The organism is Nonomuraea sp. LP-02 (assembly GCF_036289125.1).
Classification (GTDB): domain Bacteria; phylum Actinomycetota; class Actinomycetes; order Streptosporangiales; family Streptosporangiaceae; genus Nonomuraea; species Nonomuraea bangladeshensis.
This window is the reverse complement of sequence record NZ_JAXCLK010000001.1, coordinates 794963-813104: the sequence shown is the minus strand read 5'-3', so window position 1 is coordinate 813104 and position 18142 is coordinate 794963. Positions and strand designations below refer to the sequence as shown.

Here is an 18142-nt window from a genome sequence, read left to right as displayed (position 1 = left end):
AGGGCGTGCCGGCCGATCCGGCCGGACCGCCGCGCCACGGCCCTGCTTTCCGCCCGATCACGGGGAATCGGGCGGCACGCGGCCCATCCCGCGATCTAGGCTGACCGCATGGATCCGGTCAGTGTCGCGCGCGCGCTCGTCGAGGAGCTGTTCCCCGGCGCTCTGTACGCCTTCGTCGGCGGCAGCGTGCTCACCGAGCGCCGCACCAGCACCTCCGACCTCGACGTCGTCGTGGTGCTCGACGGCCTGCCCACGCCCTACCGCGAGTCGCTGCGCTGGCGGGGCTGGCCGGTGGAACTGTTCGTCAACAGCGAGACGAGCCTGCGCGCCTACCTCGAACGCGACTTCGACCGGCGGCAGCCGAGCATGGCGCGCATGTGCGCCGAGGGCGCGGTGCTGACCGACCGCACCGGCGGACGGGCCAGCGACCTGCAGGCGGCGCTGGGCGAGCGCCTGGCGGCCGGGCCGGGCGGGCTGAGCGACGGCGAGGCCGCTCGGGCCCGTTACGTGCTGTCCGACCTGCTGGACGACCTCGCGGGCGCGGGCGATCCCGGCGAGCGGGCGTTCATCGCCTGGCAGGTGATCCAGGACACCGCCCGGCTCGCGCTCGGGTTCGGGCGGCGCTGGCAGGGCAGCGGCAAGTGGCTGCTGCGCGAGCTGCGCGCGCACGACCCCGAGCTGGCCGAACGGCTGCTGGCCGCGCGCGACGACCCCGCCGGCCTGGCCGCGGTCGCCTCCGGCGTCCTGGAACGGGCGGGAGGGCGTCTCTGGGAGGGTTACCGGGTCGAGGGCGACCCCTTCCACCGGCCGCTGCGTCACGTGCCCGCAGCGGCGCTCTCGGACGAGACGGCGCAGAGCCCCGGCATGCGCCGGCTGGCCGCCGTCAGCGGCGCGAGCGCCGGCTCCGAACGGCTGTGGATGGGTCAGACGCACGTCGCGCCCGCCACCCGCTCCGCCGACCACCACCACGGGGCCTCCGAGACCGCGATCTACGTGGTCAGCGGCACGCCGTCCTTCGTGTTCCTGCGTGACGGCGAGGAGGTGCGGCTGGAGACCGGGCCCGGCGACTACGTGTTCGTGCCGCCGTACGTGCCGCACCGCGAGGAGAACCCCGACCCCGAGCGGGAGGCCGTGGTCGTCATCGCGCGCAGCACCCAGGAGGCGATCGTGGTCAACCTCCCCGACCTGCGCCCCCGCTGAGGGGACGGCTCAGCCGCCGGCGCCGCTCACGCGGTAGACGTCGAAGACGCCCTGGATGTTGCGCACGGCCTTGAGCACGTGACCCAGGTGCTTCGGGTCGCCCATCTCGAAGGTGAACTTGCTGATCGCCACCCGGTCGCGGGACGTCGTGACCGAGGCGCTCAGGATGTTGACGTGCTGGTCGGAGAGCGTGCGGGTGACGTCGGACAGCAGCCGCGGCCGGTCCAGCGCCTCGACCTGGATGGCCACCAGGAAGACGCTGTCGTCGCTCGGCGACCAGCTCACCTCCACCAGCCGGTCGGGCTGCGACTTGAGCTGCTGGACGTTGGTGCAGTCGGAACGGTGCACGGACACGCCGTGGCCGCGGGTGACGAAGCCGACGATGTCGTCGCCGGGCACCGGCGTGCAGCACTTCGACAGGCGTACCCACACGTCGGCGTCGCCCGCCACGACCACGCCCGCGCCGCCCCCGCCGCGGGGACGCCCGCGCAGCCGGGTGGGCAGCGAGGTCTCGGCGATGTCCTCCTCGGCGCTGTCGACGCCGCCGATCGAGGCGACCAGCTTCTGCACCACGGTCTGGGCCGCGACGTGGCCCTCGCCGACGGCCGCGTAAAGAGCCGAGACGTCCGAGTAGCGCAGGTCGCGGGCGAGCGCCAGCAGCGACTCCCCCGACATCAGCCGCTGCAGCGGCAGGCCCTGCTTACGCATGGCCCGGCCGATGGCCTCCTTGCCCGCCTCGATCGCGGTCTCGCGGCGCTCCTTGGAGAACCACTGCCGGATCTTGTTGCGGGCCCGGCCCGACTTGACGAACTTCAGCCAGTCGCGCGACGGCCCCGCGTCCGGCGACTTGGAGGTGAAGATCTCGACGGTGTCGCCGTTGCCGAGGCGCGACTCCAGCGGCACCAGCCGCCCGTTGACGCGCGCCCCGATGCAGCGGTGGCCCACCTCGGTGTGCACCGCGTAGGCGAAGTCGACCGGCGTCGCCCCCTCGGGCAGGGCGATGACCTGGCCCTTCGGGGTGAACACATAGACCTCGGAGACCGACAGGTCGAAGCGCAGCGACTCCAGGAACTCGCCCGGGTCGGCGGTCTCCTTCTGCCAGTCGAGGAGCTGGCGCAGCCAGGCCATGTCGTTGCCCGGCTTGACCTTGCCGCCGGCGCCGGCGACGCCGACCTCCTCTTTGTACTTCCAGTGCGCGGCCACGCCGTACTCGGCCCGGTGGTGCATCGAGTGGGTGCGGATCTGCAGCTCCACCGGCTTGCCCTCGGGGCCGATGACCGTCGTGTGCAGCGACTGGTACATGTTGAACTTGGGCATCGCGATGTAGTCCTTGAACCGTCCAGGCACCGGGTTCCACCGGGCGTGGATGGTGCCGAGCGCCGCGTAGCAGTCGCGGACGGTGTCGACGAGGACGCGGATGCCCACCAGGTCGTAGATGTCGTCGAAGGCGACGTCCCTGGCGATCATCTTCTGGTAGACCGAGTAGTAGTGCTTCGGCCGGCCCTTGACCACCGCGCGGATCCTCGCCTCGCGCAGGTCGCCGGAGACCTTCTCGATGACCTCCTGCAGGAACAGGTCGCGGCGCGGGGCCCGCTCCGACACCATGCGCGCGATCTCGTCGTAGCGCTTGGGGTAGAGCATGGCGAACGCGAGGTCCTCGAGCTCCCACTTGATGGTGTTCATGCCCAGGCGGTGGGCCAGTGGGGCGAAGATCTCCAGGGTCTCGCGGGACTTCTGGTGGCGCTTGTGCTCGGGCAGGTAGCGCATGGTGCGCATGTTGTGCAGGCGGTCGGCCAGCTTGATGATCAGCACGCGGATGTCGCGGGACATCGCCACGACCATCTTGCGCACGGTCTCGGCCTGCGCCGCGTCGCCGAACTTGACCTTGTCGAGCTTGGTCACGCCGTCGACCAGCGAGCCGATGGTGTCGCCGAAGTCGGCGCGCAGCTCGTCGAGGCTGTAGGCGGTGTCCTCGACGGTGTCGTGCAGCAGCGCCGCGCACAGCGTCTCGTCGTCGGTGCCGAGCTCGGCGAGGATCGTGGCCACGGCCAGCGGGTGCGTGATGTAGGGGTCGCCCGACTTCCGCTTCTGGTCGCGATGGTGGTAGGCGGCCACGTCATAGGCCCGCTCGATGACGCGCAGGTCGGCCTTGGGATGGGTGGCCCGGACCGTACGGAACAGCGGCTCCAGCACCGGATTCATGGCCCCACCCCCGAAGCGCCGGCGGCGCGCCGCGGGGGCGCCGGACGGCTCGGCACTGCCGGAGTCGGCTATCTCGGGCACGACCGCATCACGGGGCACTCAGACTCCTCCCGCAATGGCTCCTCACGCACATGGCTCCTCACGCTCGGGTCCAGATCCACCAGTGTATCCAGGTGACGAACCCAAGCCGTCGGCGGCCGGGCTCAGACGATCACCAGGGAGTGGACCGGTATTCCGTCCAAACGCTCGCGGCCCTTCAGAAATGCCAGCTCCATCAGGACCGCGATGCCGACGACCGCGCCACCGGCCCGCCGCACCAGCTCCACGGCCGCCTGAGCCGTGCCGCCCGTGGCCAGGACGTCGTCGACGATCAGGACCCGGTCGCCCGGGGTGAACGCGTCGCGGTGCACCTCGATCGTCGCCGAGCCGTACTCCAGATCGTAGGACTCCTCCAGCGTGGCGGCGGGAAGTTTCCCCTTCTTGCGCACGGGGACGAAGCCCGCGGCCGCGCGGTAGGCCACCGGGGCGGCCAGGATGAAGCCGCGGGCCTCGATGCCGACGATCTTGTCGACCTCGTACAGGCCGGCCAGTCCGTCCACGACCGCCGCCATCGCCACGGGGTCGCCGAGGAGCGGAGTGATGTCCTTGAACATGACACCCGGCTGGGGATAGTCGGGGACGTCCCTGATCCGATCGAGGATCATCGTGCTCAACTCGCTCATGCCGTCTCCCTCGCTTGTCTCCGCCGGCGGCCGGATGCCCGGCACCATGATGGTGCATCCCGGCCCTCCCCCGGACCACCGATCCTCCTGGGCGGCTCTGCGGGATCCGCGGGGCGGTTGACCCGCGGCCCGGAACACGTCAGACGGGGCTCAGGGCCTTCCTCAGGTCCTCCGGGACGTTCCGGGACGTCCTGTACCGTCCGGAACATCCCGCGGCGTCCCCTGCCATCCCAGGGCGTCCTGGGGGGCCGCGCGGACGCGGCGACGCCCCCGCTCCCTCTACCTGGGAGCGGGGGCGTCGGCGAGTCGAACGGCCGGAGCCGCGGGTCAGCCCTTGGCTACCGCGGCGCTTTTGGGCCCGCCCTTCGCCCCTTTGCCTCCGCCCGTGGAGGCCAGCCGCTTGGCGATGGCCTGGTACTTCGGCTCGCGCTCCTTCAGCGTGACGAGCAGCGGCGTCGCCACGCACAGCGAGGAGTACGTGCCGACGACCATGCCCACGAACAGGGCCAGCGACAGGTCCTTCAGCGTGCCGGCGCCGAGCAGCGTGGTGCCGATGAACAGGATCGCCGCCACCGGCAGGATCGCGACCAGCGAGGTGTTGAGCGACCGGATCAGCGTGTGGTTGAGCGCGTTGTTGGCCGCCATCGAGTACGTCATCTTCGACGTGTGCCCCAGCTTGGCCGTGACCTCCTTGATCATGTCGAACACCACGACCGCGTCGTAGAGCGAGTAACCGAGGATGGTCAGGAAGCCCAGCAGCGTCGCGGGCGTCACCTCGAAGCCCGACCAGGCGTAGATGCCCGCCGTGATGACCAGGTCGTGGAAGAGCGCGACGATGGCGGCCAGCGCCATCTTCGGCTCGAACGCCATCGACAGGTAGAGGATGATCGCGAGCATGAACACGCCGAGGCCGATCCAGGCCTTCTGCGACACCTCGCCGCCCCAGGTGGCGCCGATGGCCTGCACGCTGACGTCGCCGGCCGGGACGTTGAAGTCCTTGGCGATCGCGGACTGCACCTCGGCCCGGAAGTCCTCCTCCAGGGTCTCGGTGGTCACCCGCCAGCCGTCACCGGCCGACTGGACGATCACCTGGTGCACGCCCTCGTCCTGGATGTCCTGACGGATCTGCTCGACCGTGAGGGTCTGGGACGTCTTGAACGAGAAGACCGTGCCGCCCCTGAACTCCACGCCCAGGTTGAGCCCGTTGATCAGCAGCCCGACGATCGAGACGAGCAGCAGCACACCCGACAGGCTGTACCAGAGCCTCCACTTGCCGACGAAGTCGACGTCGATCTCGCCCCGGTAGAGGCGACGCGCGAGTCCCATGTCAGGCCTCCTGCGGGGTGGTCGGGCGGGCGCCGCCGGCGGCATCGCTCATGCGCTCGGCGTCGAGCCCGGACAGCGGATGCCCCTTGGCGAAGAACTTCAGCTTCGCCAGCAGGGCGATGAACGGCTTGGTGAACAGGAACACCACCACGACGTCGATGAGCGTGGTCAGGCCCATCGCGAACGCGAACCCGGCCACACCGCCCACCGCCAGGAAGTACAGCACGATCGCGGCGATGAACATGACGGCGTCGGCGATGAGGATCGTACGCCGGGCGCGGACCCAGGCCACCTCGACGGCCGCCCGCAAGGTGCGGTGGCCCTCCTTCATCTCGTCACGTATGCGTTCGAAGTAGACGATGAAGGAGTCGGCGGTGATGCCGATCGAGACCACCAAGCCGATGATGTGCGGCAGCGACAACCGGAAGTTGGCGTTGTGGCCGAGCACGACCACCGAGCAGTACGTGATGATCGTCGCCACCACGAGGCTCAGCACCGCCACGATGCCGAGGCCCCGGTAGTAGAACATGGAGTAGATCACCACGAGCACCAGGCCGATGACGCCGGCGATCAGACCGCCTTTGAGCTGGTCCTGGCCGAGCGTCGAGGAGACGGTGTCGATGGAGCTGCGGTTGAACTTCAGCGGCAGCGCGCCGTACTTGAGCTGGTCGGCCAGGGTGGTGGCGCTGGCCTGGTCGAAGCCGCCGGTGATCTCGGCGCGGCCGCCAGGGATCGGGCTGATGATGTTGGGCGCGGTGATGACCACGCCGTCGAGGACGACCGCGACCTTGTTGCGCGGGTCCTGCGAGTTGTACGCCTTCTGCGTGAGGTCGGCCCAGGCGCCCGCGCCCTTGCTCTTGAAGTCGAGCTGGACGACCCACTCGGTGGTGCCCTGGCGGATGCCGGCGCTGGCGGTGTCGATGTCGGTGCCGACGACCTTGGCGACGTCGAGGACGTATTTGTAGCTGCCGTCGGCCTCACAGCCGGCGTACTGCTTGTTGGGGTCGTCCTGGACGCCCTGGCCGCGGTTGGCCGGGTCGGCGCAGTTGAGCTTGTTGAACTGGGCCAGCACCGCCGGGTCGATGCCCTCGGGGTTGACGCCGGGGTTCTGCTGCTGGGCGGGCGGGGTGCTCGCCTGCTGCGACGGCGACGCGCTCGGCGTGGCCCTGGTGTTCTGCTTGGCGCCCTGGTCGTTCTGGCCCTGGGCGCTCCGCGTGGCCGACGGTTCGGCCGGCGCTGAGGCGCTCGGGGTCGGCGCGGTCAGCGCCGACGACAGGGCTTTGCCGGTCGGCGAGGCGCTGGGCGCCGGGCCGGCCGACTGGGAGGAGCGGGGCTGGGACGGCTGCGTCGACGGCGTGCCCGTCCCCGTCGCCGACGGAGCGGCGCTCGGGGAGGGGGCGTTGGTCGCGAGGTCCTGCGGGATCTGCGTGGCCTCCATCGCGAGCACCTGACGGAAGCGCAGCTCCGCGGTGGTGGCGACCAGCTTGATGGCCTCGCTCTGCCCGACGCCGGGGATGGAGATGATGATGTTGTCGCCGGACTTGGCGACCTCCGCGTCGGAGATGCCGGTGCCGTTGACCCGGTCGCGGATGATGTTGACCGCACGGTCAAGGATCTCCTCCGGGGGACTCGCGTTGTTGAGAGTCACCGGAGACAGAGTCACCGTCGTTCCGCCGGCGAGATCGAGCCCCAGCTTCGGCGTGAACGCCTTCTGCAGGAACATCGTCGCGCCCATGGCGAGGATGAACGCCAGCAGCACCAGGAGCGTTCGCCCCGGTCGGCTGTGGCGGCTGGTCGGTCGGGCCACTGGTCGTCAGTTCTTTCGGATAGAGGATTGTCGCAGAAGCTTAATCACGCCGCTTGGTGCTGGAGTCCTCGCCGTTGTGATCGGCGGCGATCTCGGACTCGTTCTTCTCATCGACGGCCTCGTCGGCGACCACCGGCTCGCCGGCCACAGCGTCACCCGGGGCGACGACACGGCCGATGGCGGCCTTGACCCAGCGGGTCTCGACGCCCGGCGCGACCTCGAGGATCACGTCCTCATTGTCCACGGCGACGACGGTGGCGAACAGCCCGGTCGTCGTCATGACGCGGCTGCCCGGCGTAAGGCTGTTCTGCATCTGGACCGCCTCTTGCTGGCGCTTGCGCTGAGGGCGGATCAGCAGGAAGTAGAACACCACCACCAGAAGGATCAGCGGCAGGATGCTTCCGAGTTGTCCCATGTCCATAAGGGGCGACCTTCCATCGTCGTACAAGGAGTTGACACTGGCCTCGCGCCGGAAATTCCGTGCGTTGCGTCGGGCCGCGCCGCTCAGCCCGTCAGCCTACACAGCCAGCCAAGCCACGGAGTGTAGGCGCTTGTTGCGAAACGCGGCAACGAGGCAGCGTTTCGGCGCGCGGGGAAGTTCCCGATTTGAGATGGTTGCAACCGATCTGTGATCAGTCCACGACGGCCGCCCCGAAAGCGTCCGGCGGCGGCGTCAGCCCGAGATGGGTCCAGGCCGCCGCCGTGGCCACCCGGCCGCGCGGCGTCCTCGCCAGCAGCCCCTGGCGGACGAGGAACGGCTCGGCCACCACCTCGACCGTCTCCGGCTCCTCCCCCACCGCGACCGCCAGTGTGGACAGGCCGACCGGGCCGCCGCCGAACTTCTTCAGCAGCACGCCGAGCACCGCCCGGTCGAGCCGGTCGAGCCCTTCGGCGTCGACCTCGTACAGGTTGAGCGCGGCCGCCGCGATGTCACGGTCGATGACGCCGTCCGCGCGGACGTCCGCGAAGTCGCGCACCCGGCGGAGCAGGCGGTTGGCGATGCGGGGCGTGCCCCGGGAGCGGCGGGCGATCTCGTACGCGCCGTCGGGCGGCAGCTCGACGCCGAGCAGCCGGGACGAGCGGTAGAGCACCTGCTCCAGCTCGGCCGGCTCGTAGAAGTCCATGTGGGCGGTGAAGCCGAACCTGTCGCGCAGCGGCGCGGGCAGCAGCCCGGCCCGGGTGGTCGCGCCGACCAGCGTGAACGGGGCGATGTCCAGCGGGATGGCGGTCGCGCCCGGGCCCTTGCCGACGACGATGTCGACCCGGAAGTCCTCCATGGCGAGGTAGAGCATCTCCTCGGCGGGCCTGGCCATCCGGTGGATCTCGTCGATGAACAGCACCTCGCCCTCGGACAGGGTGGACAGGATCGCGGCGAGATCGCCGGCCCGTTCCAGGGCGGGGCCCGAGGTGATGCGGAGCGGCGCGTTGAGCTCGGCCGCTATGATCATGGCCAGCGTCGTCTTGCCCAGGCCCGGGGAGCCGCTCATCAGCACGTGGTCCGGGGGGCGACGGCGGCGCAGGGCGCTCTCCAGCACCAGGGAGAGCTGCTCGCGCACCCGCGACTGGCCGATGAACTCGTCGAGCCGCTTGGGGCGCAGGGCCGCCTCGATCTGCACCTCGTCGCCGGCGGCGTCGGGCGACACCAGCTCCCGATCAAAACCCACGCCGACCACGCCCTCTCCCGGACTCCGACATCCCCCAAGCCACCCGTCCCCACGGCGCCACCGAGACTCTCGCGCCCTCCAGCAGTCCCTCGCCCCCAGCCACCCGCCCTGTCCGCCACCCGCCCTGCGCGCAACGACCGCTCGTGTGGCGGCCGATCACGCGCTGCCCGCCCATGTGACGGCTGATCATGTAGGAGCTCATCGCGCGGAGACTGCCCGTGTGGCCACCGCTCACGTGCAGCCCGCTCACGTGGCCACCGATCACGCGCTGCCCGCCCGTGTGGTGGCTGATCATGTGGGAGCTGATCACGCGGAGACTGCCCGTATGGCCGCCGCTCGCATGCAGCCCGCTCACGTGGCCACCGATCACGCGCTGCCCGCCCACAGGGCTGATCATGCGGGAGCTCATCGCGCGGAGGCTACCCGTGTGGCCGCCGCTCGCGTGCAGCCCGCTCATGTGGCCGCCGATCACGCGCTGCCGGTCCGCGAGACGGCCGCTGACGTGCGGCCCACCTGCGTGCAGCTCACCCATGTGACGGCCGCTCACGTGCGGCCCGGCCGCGTTCGGCCCATCCATGTGACGGCCGCTTACGTGCCGGCCGTTTGTGCTGTGGTCGCCCCCCTTCCCGCTACTCGCATGGTGGGCGTTCGGGTGAGGGGGCGGGGTCGGGGGGTGGGGGGTCATCGGGTGCTCAGGGATCGGAGTGCGGCCTTCAGGAGGGCGGCGACCTGGGGCTGGCGGCCGGCGGCGAGGTCGGCGTCGGCGATCGGCTCCACGGCGGCGATCGCCTCGTCGGCGTCCTTGCCGGAGTAGCCGAGCCCCACCAGCCCCGAGTGGACCTGCTCGCGCCACACGGCCACCCGCCGCTCGCCGTTGAGCGCGGCGTCGACGGCCGCCTCCGGCGTGCCGAGGCGGTCCTTCAGCTCCAGCACGATGCGCTGGGCGCCCTTCTGCCCGATGCCCGGCACCTGGGTGAGCGCCTTGAGGTCGGCGCTCGCCACGGCGACGCGCAGCGCGTTGGGCGGGTGGACGGCGAGCATGGCGAGGGCCAGCTTGGGGCCGACGCCGCTCGCGGTCTGCAGCAGCTCGAACACCGCGCGCTCGTCGTCGGTGGCGAAGCCGTAGAGGGTCAGGGACTCCTCGCGCACGATCAGCGACGTGGCCAGCCTGGCCTCCTCGCCGACGCGCAACTGGGCGAGGGTGCCCGGAGCGCAGTGCGTGAGCATCCCGACGCCGCCGACCTCGATGACGGCGGCGTCGGGCGCGATCGCCGTCACCTTCCCTGCCACCGACGCGATCACAGCCTGTCCTCCGCCGCTCGTGAAACGTTCACGGTCACCGACCCTAGACCCCTCGCCCCGGACCCGGCGTCATCCTCTGGCGCCCTTCGGGGTGGCGCGGGCGAGGGCGGCGGCCAGCCGGCTCTGCGCGCCGCCGCGCCAGACGTGGCAGATGGCGAGGGCCAGGGCGTCGGCGGCGTCGGCGGGCTTGGGCATCTCCGGCAGGCGCAGCAGCCGGGTGACCATGGCGCCGATCTGCTTCTTGTCGGCGGTGCCGCTGCCGGTGACGGCCGCCTTGACCTCCGAGGGCGTGTGCAGCGCCACGGGCAGCCCGCGCCGCGCGGCGCACAGCACGGCGATGCCGGCGGCCTGGGCGGTGCCCATCACGGTGCGTACGTTGTGCTGGCTGAAGACCCGCTCGACCGCGACCGCGTCGGGCCGGACGTCGTCGAGCCACTGCTCGATGCCCGCCTCGATGCCGACGAGCCGGGTGCCGAGCTCCTCGTCGGAGCCCGTGCGGACCACCCCGACCGCCACCATGGTCAGCGGCGCGCCCGGCCGCCCTTCTACGGCGCCCAGGCCGCACCGGGTCAGCCCCGGATCGACGCCCAACACCCGCACCCGATCGCCCTCCCCGCACGTGGCCGAACATCTGTTCGGCACGAGACTTTACCGCGCCGGGCCCGGCCGCGCACCGTGCGACGCACGGCGGGGCACGGGCCGGATCGCCCGGCCCGTACGGGAAAAGCCGTCAGAAGTAGTCGACCATGTACGGCTTGGCGGCGAAGGCGGCGTCCAGGGCCTCGTCGAAGCGCTCTTCGCCGGACATCAGCCCCGCGACGCGCAGCGTGCTGGTCGGCACCCCGGAGTAGAGGGCGGACAGGCCGTTCGCCGTGAGCACCGCGGCGGGTGCTCCAGCCACCGGCGTGGCCGTGCCCGAACCGCCCGAGATGTCCAGCCGCCAGGTGCCCTCGCCCCGCACCGGGTCCTGGACGGTGACCACGGCCTCGCAGGTCACGGCGGCCGGATAGCCCCTGCGCTCGACGGCGGCGGCGACGTCCAGCACCCGGAACATCCACCGCTGCTCGGTGACGTGATCCTCCGAGCGTTCCGGCAGCAGCCACAGGACGGGGTCGTCGGGCGCCAGCGGGGCGATGACGTTCTTGGCGACGGAGGAGGAGGTGCCCACCATCGACCACAACGCCCTGGCGGTCTCGGGCGACCCGGCGACGAGGGTGTCGATCTGGATGTCCTGGCCGTGCCAGCCGTAGATGACGAAGCCGTCGTCGGTGATGTAGCGGAAATCGTCGTCGTCGCCGAGCCACAGGCCCCAGGTGCGCTCGTCGTAGGAGACGGGCCCGCTGGAACGGGCGGCGCCGTACACCTTGTGCAGGACCGCGATCAGCTCGGCGGCGTCGGCCGGCCCCATCCTGCGCAGCTTGACCTGCCCGGACGGGCGCAGGCCGCGCAGGGCTTCGGCGGGCAGGGTCACCTTGCGCAGGCCGCCCGCGTGCTCGTAGCCGAGGGAGCGGTAGATGGGCGTGGTGGCCGGGTAGAGCGCGGACACCGCGTCGCCGAGCTCGACGCCCCGCTCGATGACGGCGCGCATGAGCCTGGTGCCGACGCCCCGGCCGCGGTCCTCGGGGCTGACCGTGACGCCCGCGACGCCGGCCATGGGCTGGGGCCTTCCGTGCCACCACTGCGTGAACTGGCGCAGCCGCGCGGCGGCGGTCAGCCGGGAGCCGTCGAAGACGCCCAGGTAGCGTCCCTCGCCCAGCACCGGCGTGACGGCCTGCCGCCAGGTCTCCACGTCGGCGGCGGGGATCGGGCCGAAGGCCCGCTTACGGAGGTCGAGGACCTGGTCGAGGTCGTCGGGGGTCACGTCGCGAAGTTCCACAACGGTTCAACCTACGCAGCGGCGGCCTTCCGGCGCGAGCCATTTCCGGCCCGGCCGGACGTGCCGTTCGTCACGCTCGCGAGCGGGCCGCCGCCGAGGCACCCGAGGCGGGCGTCACTCGGCGCCCAGGCGCTCCAGCACGGCGTCGCTCACGTCGAAGTTGGCGTAGACGTTCTGCACGTCGTCGCTGTCCTCCAGCGCCTCCACGAGCCGGAACACCTTCTTGGCGCCCTCCTCGTCGAGCGGCACGCTCATCGTGGGCAGGAAACTCGACTCGGCCGAGTCGTAGTCGATGCCCGCGTCCTGCAGCGCCTTTCGCACCGGGACCAGGTCGCCGGCCTCGGAGACGACCTCGAAGGAGTCGCCCAGGTCGTTGACCTCCTCGGCGCCCGCCTCCAGGACGGCCATGAGGACGGTGTCCTCGTCGAGCCCGTCCTGCTTGGGGACGATCACGACGCCCTTGCGGTTGAACATGTACGAGACCGACCCCGGGTCGGCCAGGGAGCCGCCGTTGCGGGTCAGCGCGACGCGCACCTCGGAGGCCGCGCGGTTGCGGTTGTCGGTGAGGCACTCGATGAGCACCGCGACGCCGCCGGGCGCGTAGCCCTCGTACATGATGGTCTGCCAGTCGGCCCCGCCGGCCTCAAGACCACCGCCGCGCTTGCGGGCCCGCTCGATGTTGTCGTTGGGCACCGAGTTCTTCTTGGCCTTGAAGATGGCGTCGAAGAGCGTGGGGTTGGCGTCGGGGTCAGGGCCACCGGTGCGGGCCGCCACTTCGATGTTCTTGATGAGCTTGGCGAACAGCTTGCCGCGCTTGGCGTCGAGCGCGGCCTTCTTGTGCTTCGTCGTCGCCCATTTGGAGTGGCCGGACATTACTTAGAGCTCCCTAACCATGTCTACGAAGTAACGGTGCACGCGCGTGTCCCCGGTGAGCTCAGGGTGGAACGACGTCGCGAGCAACGGACCTTGACGGACCGCGACGATCCTATCCCCAGGCTCGCACATGGCCAGCACCTCGACGTCGCCGCCGATGGATTCGACCCACGGCGCGCGGATGAAGACGGCGTGCACGCGCTCCCCCGCGAAGTCCAGGTCCGACTCGAACGAGTCCACCTGGCGGCCGAACGCGTTGCGCCGGACCACCATGTCGATGCCGCCGATCGTCTGCTGTCCCGCGATGCCGTCCTCGATCCGGTCGGCCAGCATGATCATGCCGGCGCAGGAGCCGTAGGCGGGCATGCCTTCCTTGATCCGCAGGCGCAGCGGTTCGAGCAGGTCGAAGATGTCGGCGAGCTTCCACATGGTGGTGGACTCACCGCCGGGGATGACGAGGGCGTCGACCGCGTCCAGCTCGGCGGGCCTGCGCACGGCGACGGCCGTCGCGCCTGCCTCCTGAAGCATGCGCTGATGCTCGCGCACGTCTCCTTGGAGAGCGAGTACACCGATCGTGGGCACAGTCGATCCTTCCGTCCGGGTGCGGATTCAGCTATTCAACACCAGGGCGGCCCCGCATCTTCCTGCTGGGGCCGCCGGTGTCGCGCGAGGAGGGCTCAGTTGGCGGGGGCCGCCGCGAGGTCCTGCCGGGTGTGATCGGCGTCGACGCGGACGAGCGTGCGCAGGTGGTGCCGGCGCAGGTAGAGGACCGTCATGCCGACGAAGCAGCAGACGGCGCCCAGCACGTACGGCACCGCCACCCCGATCTCCTCGCCCAGCTTGGTGGCGACGAACGGGGCCAGCGCGCCGCCCATCCAGCGGACGAAGTTGTAACCGGCGGAGGCGACGGGCCGGGGCGCGTCGGAGACCTCCATGGCCGACTCGGTGAAGACGGTGTTGTTCAGCCCGATGGGGATGCCGGACAGGACCACGCACACGACGACCCCGGCCGTCATGCCGGTGACGCCGAACACGGCGATGCCGGCCTGCAGGACGGCGAGCAGCGCCAGCGCCAGGTGCAGCACGTTGACCGAGCCGATGCGTCGCTGCAGCGGCGGCGCGCCGAAGACCGACGCCAGGGCCACGCAGACGCCCCATCCGAAGAAGACGGCGCCGATCCCGTACGGGCTCATGCCGAGGATGAACGGGGTGAAGGCGAGGATGGTGAAGAAGGCGAAGTTGTAGAACAGCGCGGTGAACGCGGTGGTGGACAGGCCGCCGTGCGCGAGGGCGCGGATGGGGGCGCTGAGCGCGGTCTTGGCAGCCGGCTTGGGTGCGGCCTTGAGCAGCGTCAGGATGAGGACGAAGCCGACGGCCATGAGCGTGGCGGTGCCGAAGAACGGCGCCCGCCAGTTCCAGTCGCCGAGCAGCGCGCCGACCAGCGGTCCTGCGGAGATGCCGAGGCCGAGCGCGGCCTCGTACAGGATGATGGCCGATTCGGCGCCGCCGCTCGCGGCGCCGACGATGACGGCGAGCGCGGTGGCGACGAACAGGGCGTTGCCGAGTCCCCAGCCGGCGCGGAAGCCGACCAGTTCGGCGACGCTGGTGGAGGTGCCGGCGAGCGCGGCGAACACGATCACCAGCGCGAGGCCGGCCAGCAGGGTGCGCTTGCCGCCGATGCGGCTGGAGACCCAGCCGGTGATCAGCATGGCCACGGCCGTCACCAGGAAGTAGCTGGTGAACAGCAGCGACACCTGGCTGGGCGTCGCCTTCAGTCCCTGCGCGATGCTGGGGAGGATGGGGTCGACGAGGCCGATCCCCATGAAGGCCACGACCGCGGCGAACGCGGTGGCCCAGACGGACATCGGCTGGCGCAGAATCCCTCCGCCGGTCTGCATGGTGCTCCTTCTGTGGTGGTGGTGCGTCTAGCTGCGGCCGAGCTTGGCCAGGACGGGCAGCGCCGCCGCGAGCGTGGCGCGCTCGTCGTCGGTGAGTGCCGCCAGTTCCTCGGTGAGGTGGGCGATCCTGGCCGCGCGTACGCCGCGCAGCCGCTCGCGCCCCTCGGCCGTCAGCCCGACCGTGCGTACGCGGGCGTCGGCGGGGTCGCCGCCGCGCGTGACCAGCCCCGCGTCCTCCAGCCGGTTGATCTGCACGGTCATGGTGGGCAGCTGGACGGCGTGCTCCTCGGCCAGCTCGGTCATCCGGCGCGGGCCGGGTTCGAGCGAGCCGAGGACGCCGTACTGCTGGCTGGTGAGCGGCTGTCCGGCGACCGTGCGCCGGAGGAGCAGCACCAGGTGACGCAGCACCGTTGAGACCTGTTCTGCCAGGCGGGCGGGATCGTCCCTCATGCCTGACCCAACTAACTTAGCCTGGCTAATATTCCTTGGAGAGGAGCGTCAGGGGCGCTCGGTCTCCTGCCGGACGGTGTCCTCGGCCGTGATCGGCGCGAGGCGCAGGCTCGGGTCGAGCGGCCGCAGGTACGTCTGCTGCACCCCCGGCACCCGGTCCTCGATCACGAACGTGGCCCGCGTGTAGGCCTCCGCGCCCGGCACGGTGACCCGGGGCACCACCTTGAAGTCGGCGGTGATCTGGTCGCGCTCGATCCTGGTGAGCACGTAGCCGCGCTGGTTGTTGTAGAACTTCAGGTGCGGGTTGATCGCCAGGAACGGGTGCGCCGCCGGGTCGGAGTCGGCGCCGTCGCCGGTGGTGGAGATCGAGGTGGCGACCAGCTCCGCGCCCACCGAGGGCCCGGTCGGGTCGTCGTAGTCGAGCTTGAGGTCGCTGGCCCAGTGGGCGTGCACGTCGCCGGTCAGCACGACGGCGTTGCGCACCCCCGCGTCCACCCAGCCCTGTGTGATGCGCCGGCGGGAGGCCACGTAACCGTCCCAGGCGTCCATGCTGGTGATCTTGGCGGGTCCCGCGTTGTTGTCGCGCTGGGCGAAGAAGACCTGCTGGCCCAGGATGTCCCACTGCGCCCGCGAGCGGCGGAAGCCGTCCAGCAGCCACGCCTCCTGCTCGGCCCCGGTGATCGAGCGGGCCGGGTCCACGGCGGCCGGGCAGTCCTTGTAGCCGTCGCCGCAGCCCTGGTCGTCGCGGTACTGGCGGGTGTCGAGCATGTGGAAGGTGGCCGTCCGGCCCCAGCGGACCCGCCGGTAGAGCTGCATGTCGACACCGCGCGGGATCGAGGTGCGGCGCAGCGGCATGTTCTCGTAGTAGGCGCGGAAGGCGGCCTCGCGGCGGGCCAGGAAGTTCGGCTGCGGGACCTCGGGCTTCTCCGGCACCTTGTCCGCCCAGTTGTTGTCCAGCTCGTGGTCGTCCCAGACGACCAGCCAGGGCGCGGCGGCGTGCGCGGCCTGCAGGTCGGGGTCGGTCTTGTACTGGGCGTGGCGCTGGCGGTAGCCGGCCAGGGTCTCGGTCTCGGGGCCCTCGTGGTCGCGGATGTTGCCGCCGGGGATGGTGTAGGTGTCCCTGGTGTACTCGTACTGGTAGTCGCCGAGGTGCAGGACCAGGTCCGGGTGGTCCTCGGCCAGCCTGCGGTACGAGGTGAAGTAGCCGTGCTCGTACTGGGCGCACGAGACGAACGCCATGGCGAGGGCGCCGCCGTAGGACGCCGGGTGCGGGGCGGTGCGGGTGCGGCCGGGCGGCGAGACGTACGGGCCGACGCGGAAGCGGTACCAGTACTCCCGGTCGGCGGCCAGCCCGTCCACCTCGACGTGGACGCTGTGCCCCCATTCCGGCGCGGCCGTCGCGACGCCGGCGCGCACGACCCGGCGCAGCCGCTCGTCGGCGTAGACCTGCCACAGGACGGGGAACGGCCGCTGCGGCATGCCGCCGAGCCCGTCCTCGGCGAGCGGCTGCTGCGCGAGGCGGGTCCACAGCACGAAGCCCTCGTGGTCGGGGTCGCCGGAGGCCACGCCGAGGGTGAAGGGGTCAACGCGCAGCCCCCGCGCGGCGGACGCGGCGGTGGGATCGTCGGCGTGGGCCGCCCCGGGGACGAGCGTGGCGGGAATGGCCGCCGCGGCGCTCGCGGTCAGCCCGGTGACGAGGAAGTGCCTGCGGTTGGGGAAGGACATGGGCGCTCCTGGACGGATCTCGGGAGGGGGGAACGCCCGTAGCCTGACCGAGGATCATGGCCAGGTGGTGAACGCCACGCGACGCGAGAGAGGCGACATCCTTCGCGGATGCCGCCTCACTCGAAGATTTCCGTCAACGCCCGGGGGCCGGGGGCCTACCAGCCGCGCTCGGCCAGGCGGTGCGGCTGCGGGATCTCGTCGACGTTGATGCCGACCATCGCCTCGCCGAGGCCGCGCGAGACCTTGGCGATGACGTCGGGGTCGTCGTGGAACGTGGTGGCCTTGACGATGGCGGCCGCGCGCTTGGCCGGGTCGCCCGACTTGAAGATGCCCGAGCCCACGAACACGCCCTCGGCACCGAGCTGCATCATCATCGCGGCGTCGGCCGGGGTGGCGATGCCGCCCGCGGTGAACAGCACGACCGGCAGCTTGCCGCTCTTCGCGACCTCGGCGACCAGCTCGTACGGAGCCTGCAGCTCCTTGGCCGCGACGTAGAGCTCGTCCTCGGGCAGGGAGCTGAGCCGCTTGAGCTCGGCGCGGATGGTGCGCATGTGGGTGACGGCGTTGGACACGTCACCGGTGCCCGCCTCGCCCTTGGAGCGGATCATGGCCGCGCCCTCGGTGATGCGGCGCAGGGCCTCGCCCAGGTTGGTGGCGCCGCACACGAACGGCACGGTGAACTGCCACTTGTCGATGTGGTTGGCGTAGTCGGCGGGGGTCAGCACCTCCGACTCGTCGACGTAGTCGACGCCGAGCGACTGCAGCACCCGGGCCTCGACGAAGTGGCCGATGCGGGCCTTGGCCATCACGGGGATGGACACGGCCGCGATGATGCCGTCGATCATGTCGGGGTCGCTCATCCGGGACACCCCGCCCTGGGCGCGGATGTCGGCAGGCACGCGCTCAAGGGCCATGACGGCGACCGCGCCGGCGTCCTCAGCGATCTTGGCCTGCTCGGGGGTGACGACGTCCATGATGACGCCGCCCTTGAGCATCTCGGCCATGCCGCGCTTGACGCGGGCGGTTCCGGTGACGGGGGTGCTTTCTGGCGTGCTGCTGGACACGGTCATCCTCACGGGCTCTCACGGCGGATCGGT

16 protein-coding genes are annotated in these 18142 nt (G+C 71.1%); 1 reads left to right on the top strand and 15 read right to left on the bottom strand.

What is annotated here, in order from left to right; translation table 11 throughout:
• The first annotated feature begins 108 nt into the window (after positions 1–108).
• Entirely contained in the window at positions 109–1200 is a 1092-nt protein-coding gene (locus tag SMD20_RS03800) for a cupin domain-containing protein (protein WP_329574856.1), read from the top strand.
• Between the two features lie 9 nt (positions 1201–1209).
• Here SMD20_RS03800 and SMD20_RS03795 read toward each other — a convergent pair whose 3' ends face one another.
• The 15 genes from SMD20_RS03795 to pdxS all read right to left on the bottom strand — a co-directional run bounded on the left by SMD20_RS03795 (position 1210) and on the right by pdxS (position 18115).
• A complete protein-coding gene (locus SMD20_RS03795; protein ID WP_329592414.1) occupies positions 1210–3402 on the bottom strand; it encodes a RelA/SpoT family protein in 2193 nt (730 codons plus the stop codon).
• Between the two features lie 203 nt (positions 3403–3605).
• Positions 3606–4124: an adenine phosphoribosyltransferase gene (locus SMD20_RS03790; protein ID WP_329574854.1), complete on the bottom strand. Its 519-nt coding sequence runs from the start codon at positions 4122–4124 to the stop codon at positions 3606–3608.
• A gap of 327 nt (positions 4125–4451) precedes the next feature.
• Positions 4452–5450 carry a protein translocase subunit SecF gene (gene secF, locus SMD20_RS03785; RefSeq protein ID WP_329574851.1) on the bottom strand — a complete coding sequence of 333 codons (999 nt, stop codon included), beginning with the start codon at positions 5448–5450 and terminating at the stop codon, positions 4452–4454.
• Between the two features lies 1 nt (position 5451).
• Positions 5452–7257 carry a protein translocase subunit SecD gene (secD, locus tag SMD20_RS03780; protein ID WP_329574849.1) on the bottom strand — a complete coding sequence of 602 codons (1806 nt, stop codon included), beginning with the start codon at positions 7255–7257 and terminating at the stop codon, positions 5452–5454.
• 40 nt (positions 7258–7297) lie between these two features.
• Positions 7298–7678 (bottom strand): preprotein translocase subunit YajC, encoded by a 381-nt coding sequence (yajC, locus tag SMD20_RS03775; RefSeq protein WP_329574847.1) that lies wholly within the window; start codon positions 7676–7678, stop codon positions 7298–7300.
• Between the two features lie 211 nt (positions 7679–7889).
• Positions 7890–8921 (bottom strand): Holliday junction branch migration DNA helicase RuvB, encoded by a 1032-nt coding sequence (ruvB, locus tag SMD20_RS03770; protein ID WP_329574845.1) that lies wholly within the window; start codon positions 8919–8921, stop codon positions 7890–7892.
• A gap of 681 nt (positions 8922–9602) precedes the next feature.
• The gene (gene ruvA, locus SMD20_RS03765) at positions 9603–10223 is read right to left on the bottom strand and encodes a Holliday junction branch migration protein RuvA (RefSeq protein ID WP_329574843.1); all 621 of its coding nucleotides are present in this window, start codon (positions 10221–10223) and stop codon (positions 9603–9605) included.
• A 69-nt stretch (positions 10224–10292) separates the two neighbouring features.
• Entirely contained in the window at positions 10293–10823 is a 531-nt protein-coding gene (ruvC, locus tag SMD20_RS03760) for a crossover junction endodeoxyribonuclease RuvC (RefSeq protein WP_329574841.1), read from the bottom strand.
• Positions 10824–10953: 130 nt separating this feature from the next.
• A complete protein-coding gene (locus SMD20_RS03755; protein WP_329574840.1) occupies positions 10954–12099 on the bottom strand; it encodes a GNAT family N-acetyltransferase in 1146 nt (381 codons plus the stop codon).
• A gap of 114 nt (positions 12100–12213) precedes the next feature.
• A complete protein-coding gene (locus SMD20_RS03750; RefSeq protein WP_091082748.1) occupies positions 12214–12972 on the bottom strand; it encodes a YebC/PmpR family DNA-binding transcriptional regulator in 759 nt (252 codons plus the stop codon).
• A gap of 3 nt (positions 12973–12975) precedes the next feature.
• Positions 12976–13554 carry a pyridoxal 5'-phosphate synthase glutaminase subunit PdxT gene (gene pdxT / locus SMD20_RS03745; protein ID WP_329574837.1) on the bottom strand — a complete coding sequence of 193 codons (579 nt, stop codon included), beginning with the start codon at positions 13552–13554 and terminating at the stop codon, positions 12976–12978.
• Between the two features lie 95 nt (positions 13555–13649).
• Positions 13650–14870, bottom strand: a complete 1221-nt coding sequence (locus SMD20_RS03740) for an MFS transporter (protein ID WP_329574835.1) — start codon at positions 14868–14870, stop codon at positions 13650–13652.
• A gap of 27 nt (positions 14871–14897) precedes the next feature.
• Positions 14898–15320, bottom strand: a complete 423-nt coding sequence (locus SMD20_RS03735; protein WP_329574833.1) for a MarR family winged helix-turn-helix transcriptional regulator — start codon at positions 15318–15320, stop codon at positions 14898–14900.
• A gap of 48 nt (positions 15321–15368) precedes the next feature.
• Positions 15369–17045, bottom strand: a complete 1677-nt coding sequence (locus tag SMD20_RS03730) for an alkaline phosphatase D family protein (protein ID WP_329574831.1) — start codon at positions 17043–17045, stop codon at positions 15369–15371.
• A gap of 155 nt (positions 17046–17200) precedes the next feature.
• On the bottom strand, positions 17201–18115 hold the full coding sequence (pdxS, locus tag SMD20_RS03725) for a pyridoxal 5'-phosphate synthase lyase subunit PdxS (protein WP_329592412.1): 915 nt from the start codon (positions 18113–18115) through the stop codon (positions 17201–17203).
• Between the last annotated feature and the right edge of the window lie 27 nt (positions 18116–18142).

Coding starts and splice junctions, on each gene's coding strand:
- pdxS (WP_329592412.1), bottom strand. CDS start 18,115: ATGACCGTGTCCAGCAGCACGCCAGAAAGCACCCCCGTCACCGGAACC.
- SMD20_RS03795 (WP_329592414.1), bottom strand. CDS start 3,402: ATGAATCCGGTGCTGGAGCCGCTGTTCCGTACGGTCCGGGCCACCCAT.
- SMD20_RS03800 (WP_329574856.1), top strand. CDS start 109: ATGGATCCGGTCAGTGTCGCGCGCGCGCTCGTCGAGGAGCTGTTCCCC.
- yajC (WP_329574847.1), bottom strand. CDS start 7,678: ATGGACATGGGACAACTCGGAAGCATCCTGCCGCTGATCCTTCTGGTG.
- secF (WP_329574851.1), bottom strand. CDS start 5,450: ATGGGACTCGCGCGTCGCCTCTACCGGGGCGAGATCGACGTCGACTTC.
- SMD20_RS03730 (WP_329574831.1), bottom strand. CDS start 17,045: ATGTCCTTCCCCAACCGCAGGCACTTCCTCGTCACCGGGCTGACCGCG.
- SMD20_RS03750 (WP_091082748.1), bottom strand. CDS start 12,972: ATGTCCGGCCACTCCAAATGGGCGACGACGAAGCACAAGAAGGCCGCG.
- SMD20_RS03740 (WP_329574835.1), bottom strand. CDS start 14,870: ATGCAGACCGGCGGAGGGATTCTGCGCCAGCCGATGTCCGTCTGGGCC.
- SMD20_RS03735 (WP_329574833.1), bottom strand. CDS start 15,320: ATGAGGGACGATCCCGCCCGCCTGGCAGAACAGGTCTCAACGGTGCTG.
- SMD20_RS03790 (WP_329574854.1), bottom strand. CDS start 4,124: ATGAGCGAGTTGAGCACGATGATCCTCGATCGGATCAGGGACGTCCCC.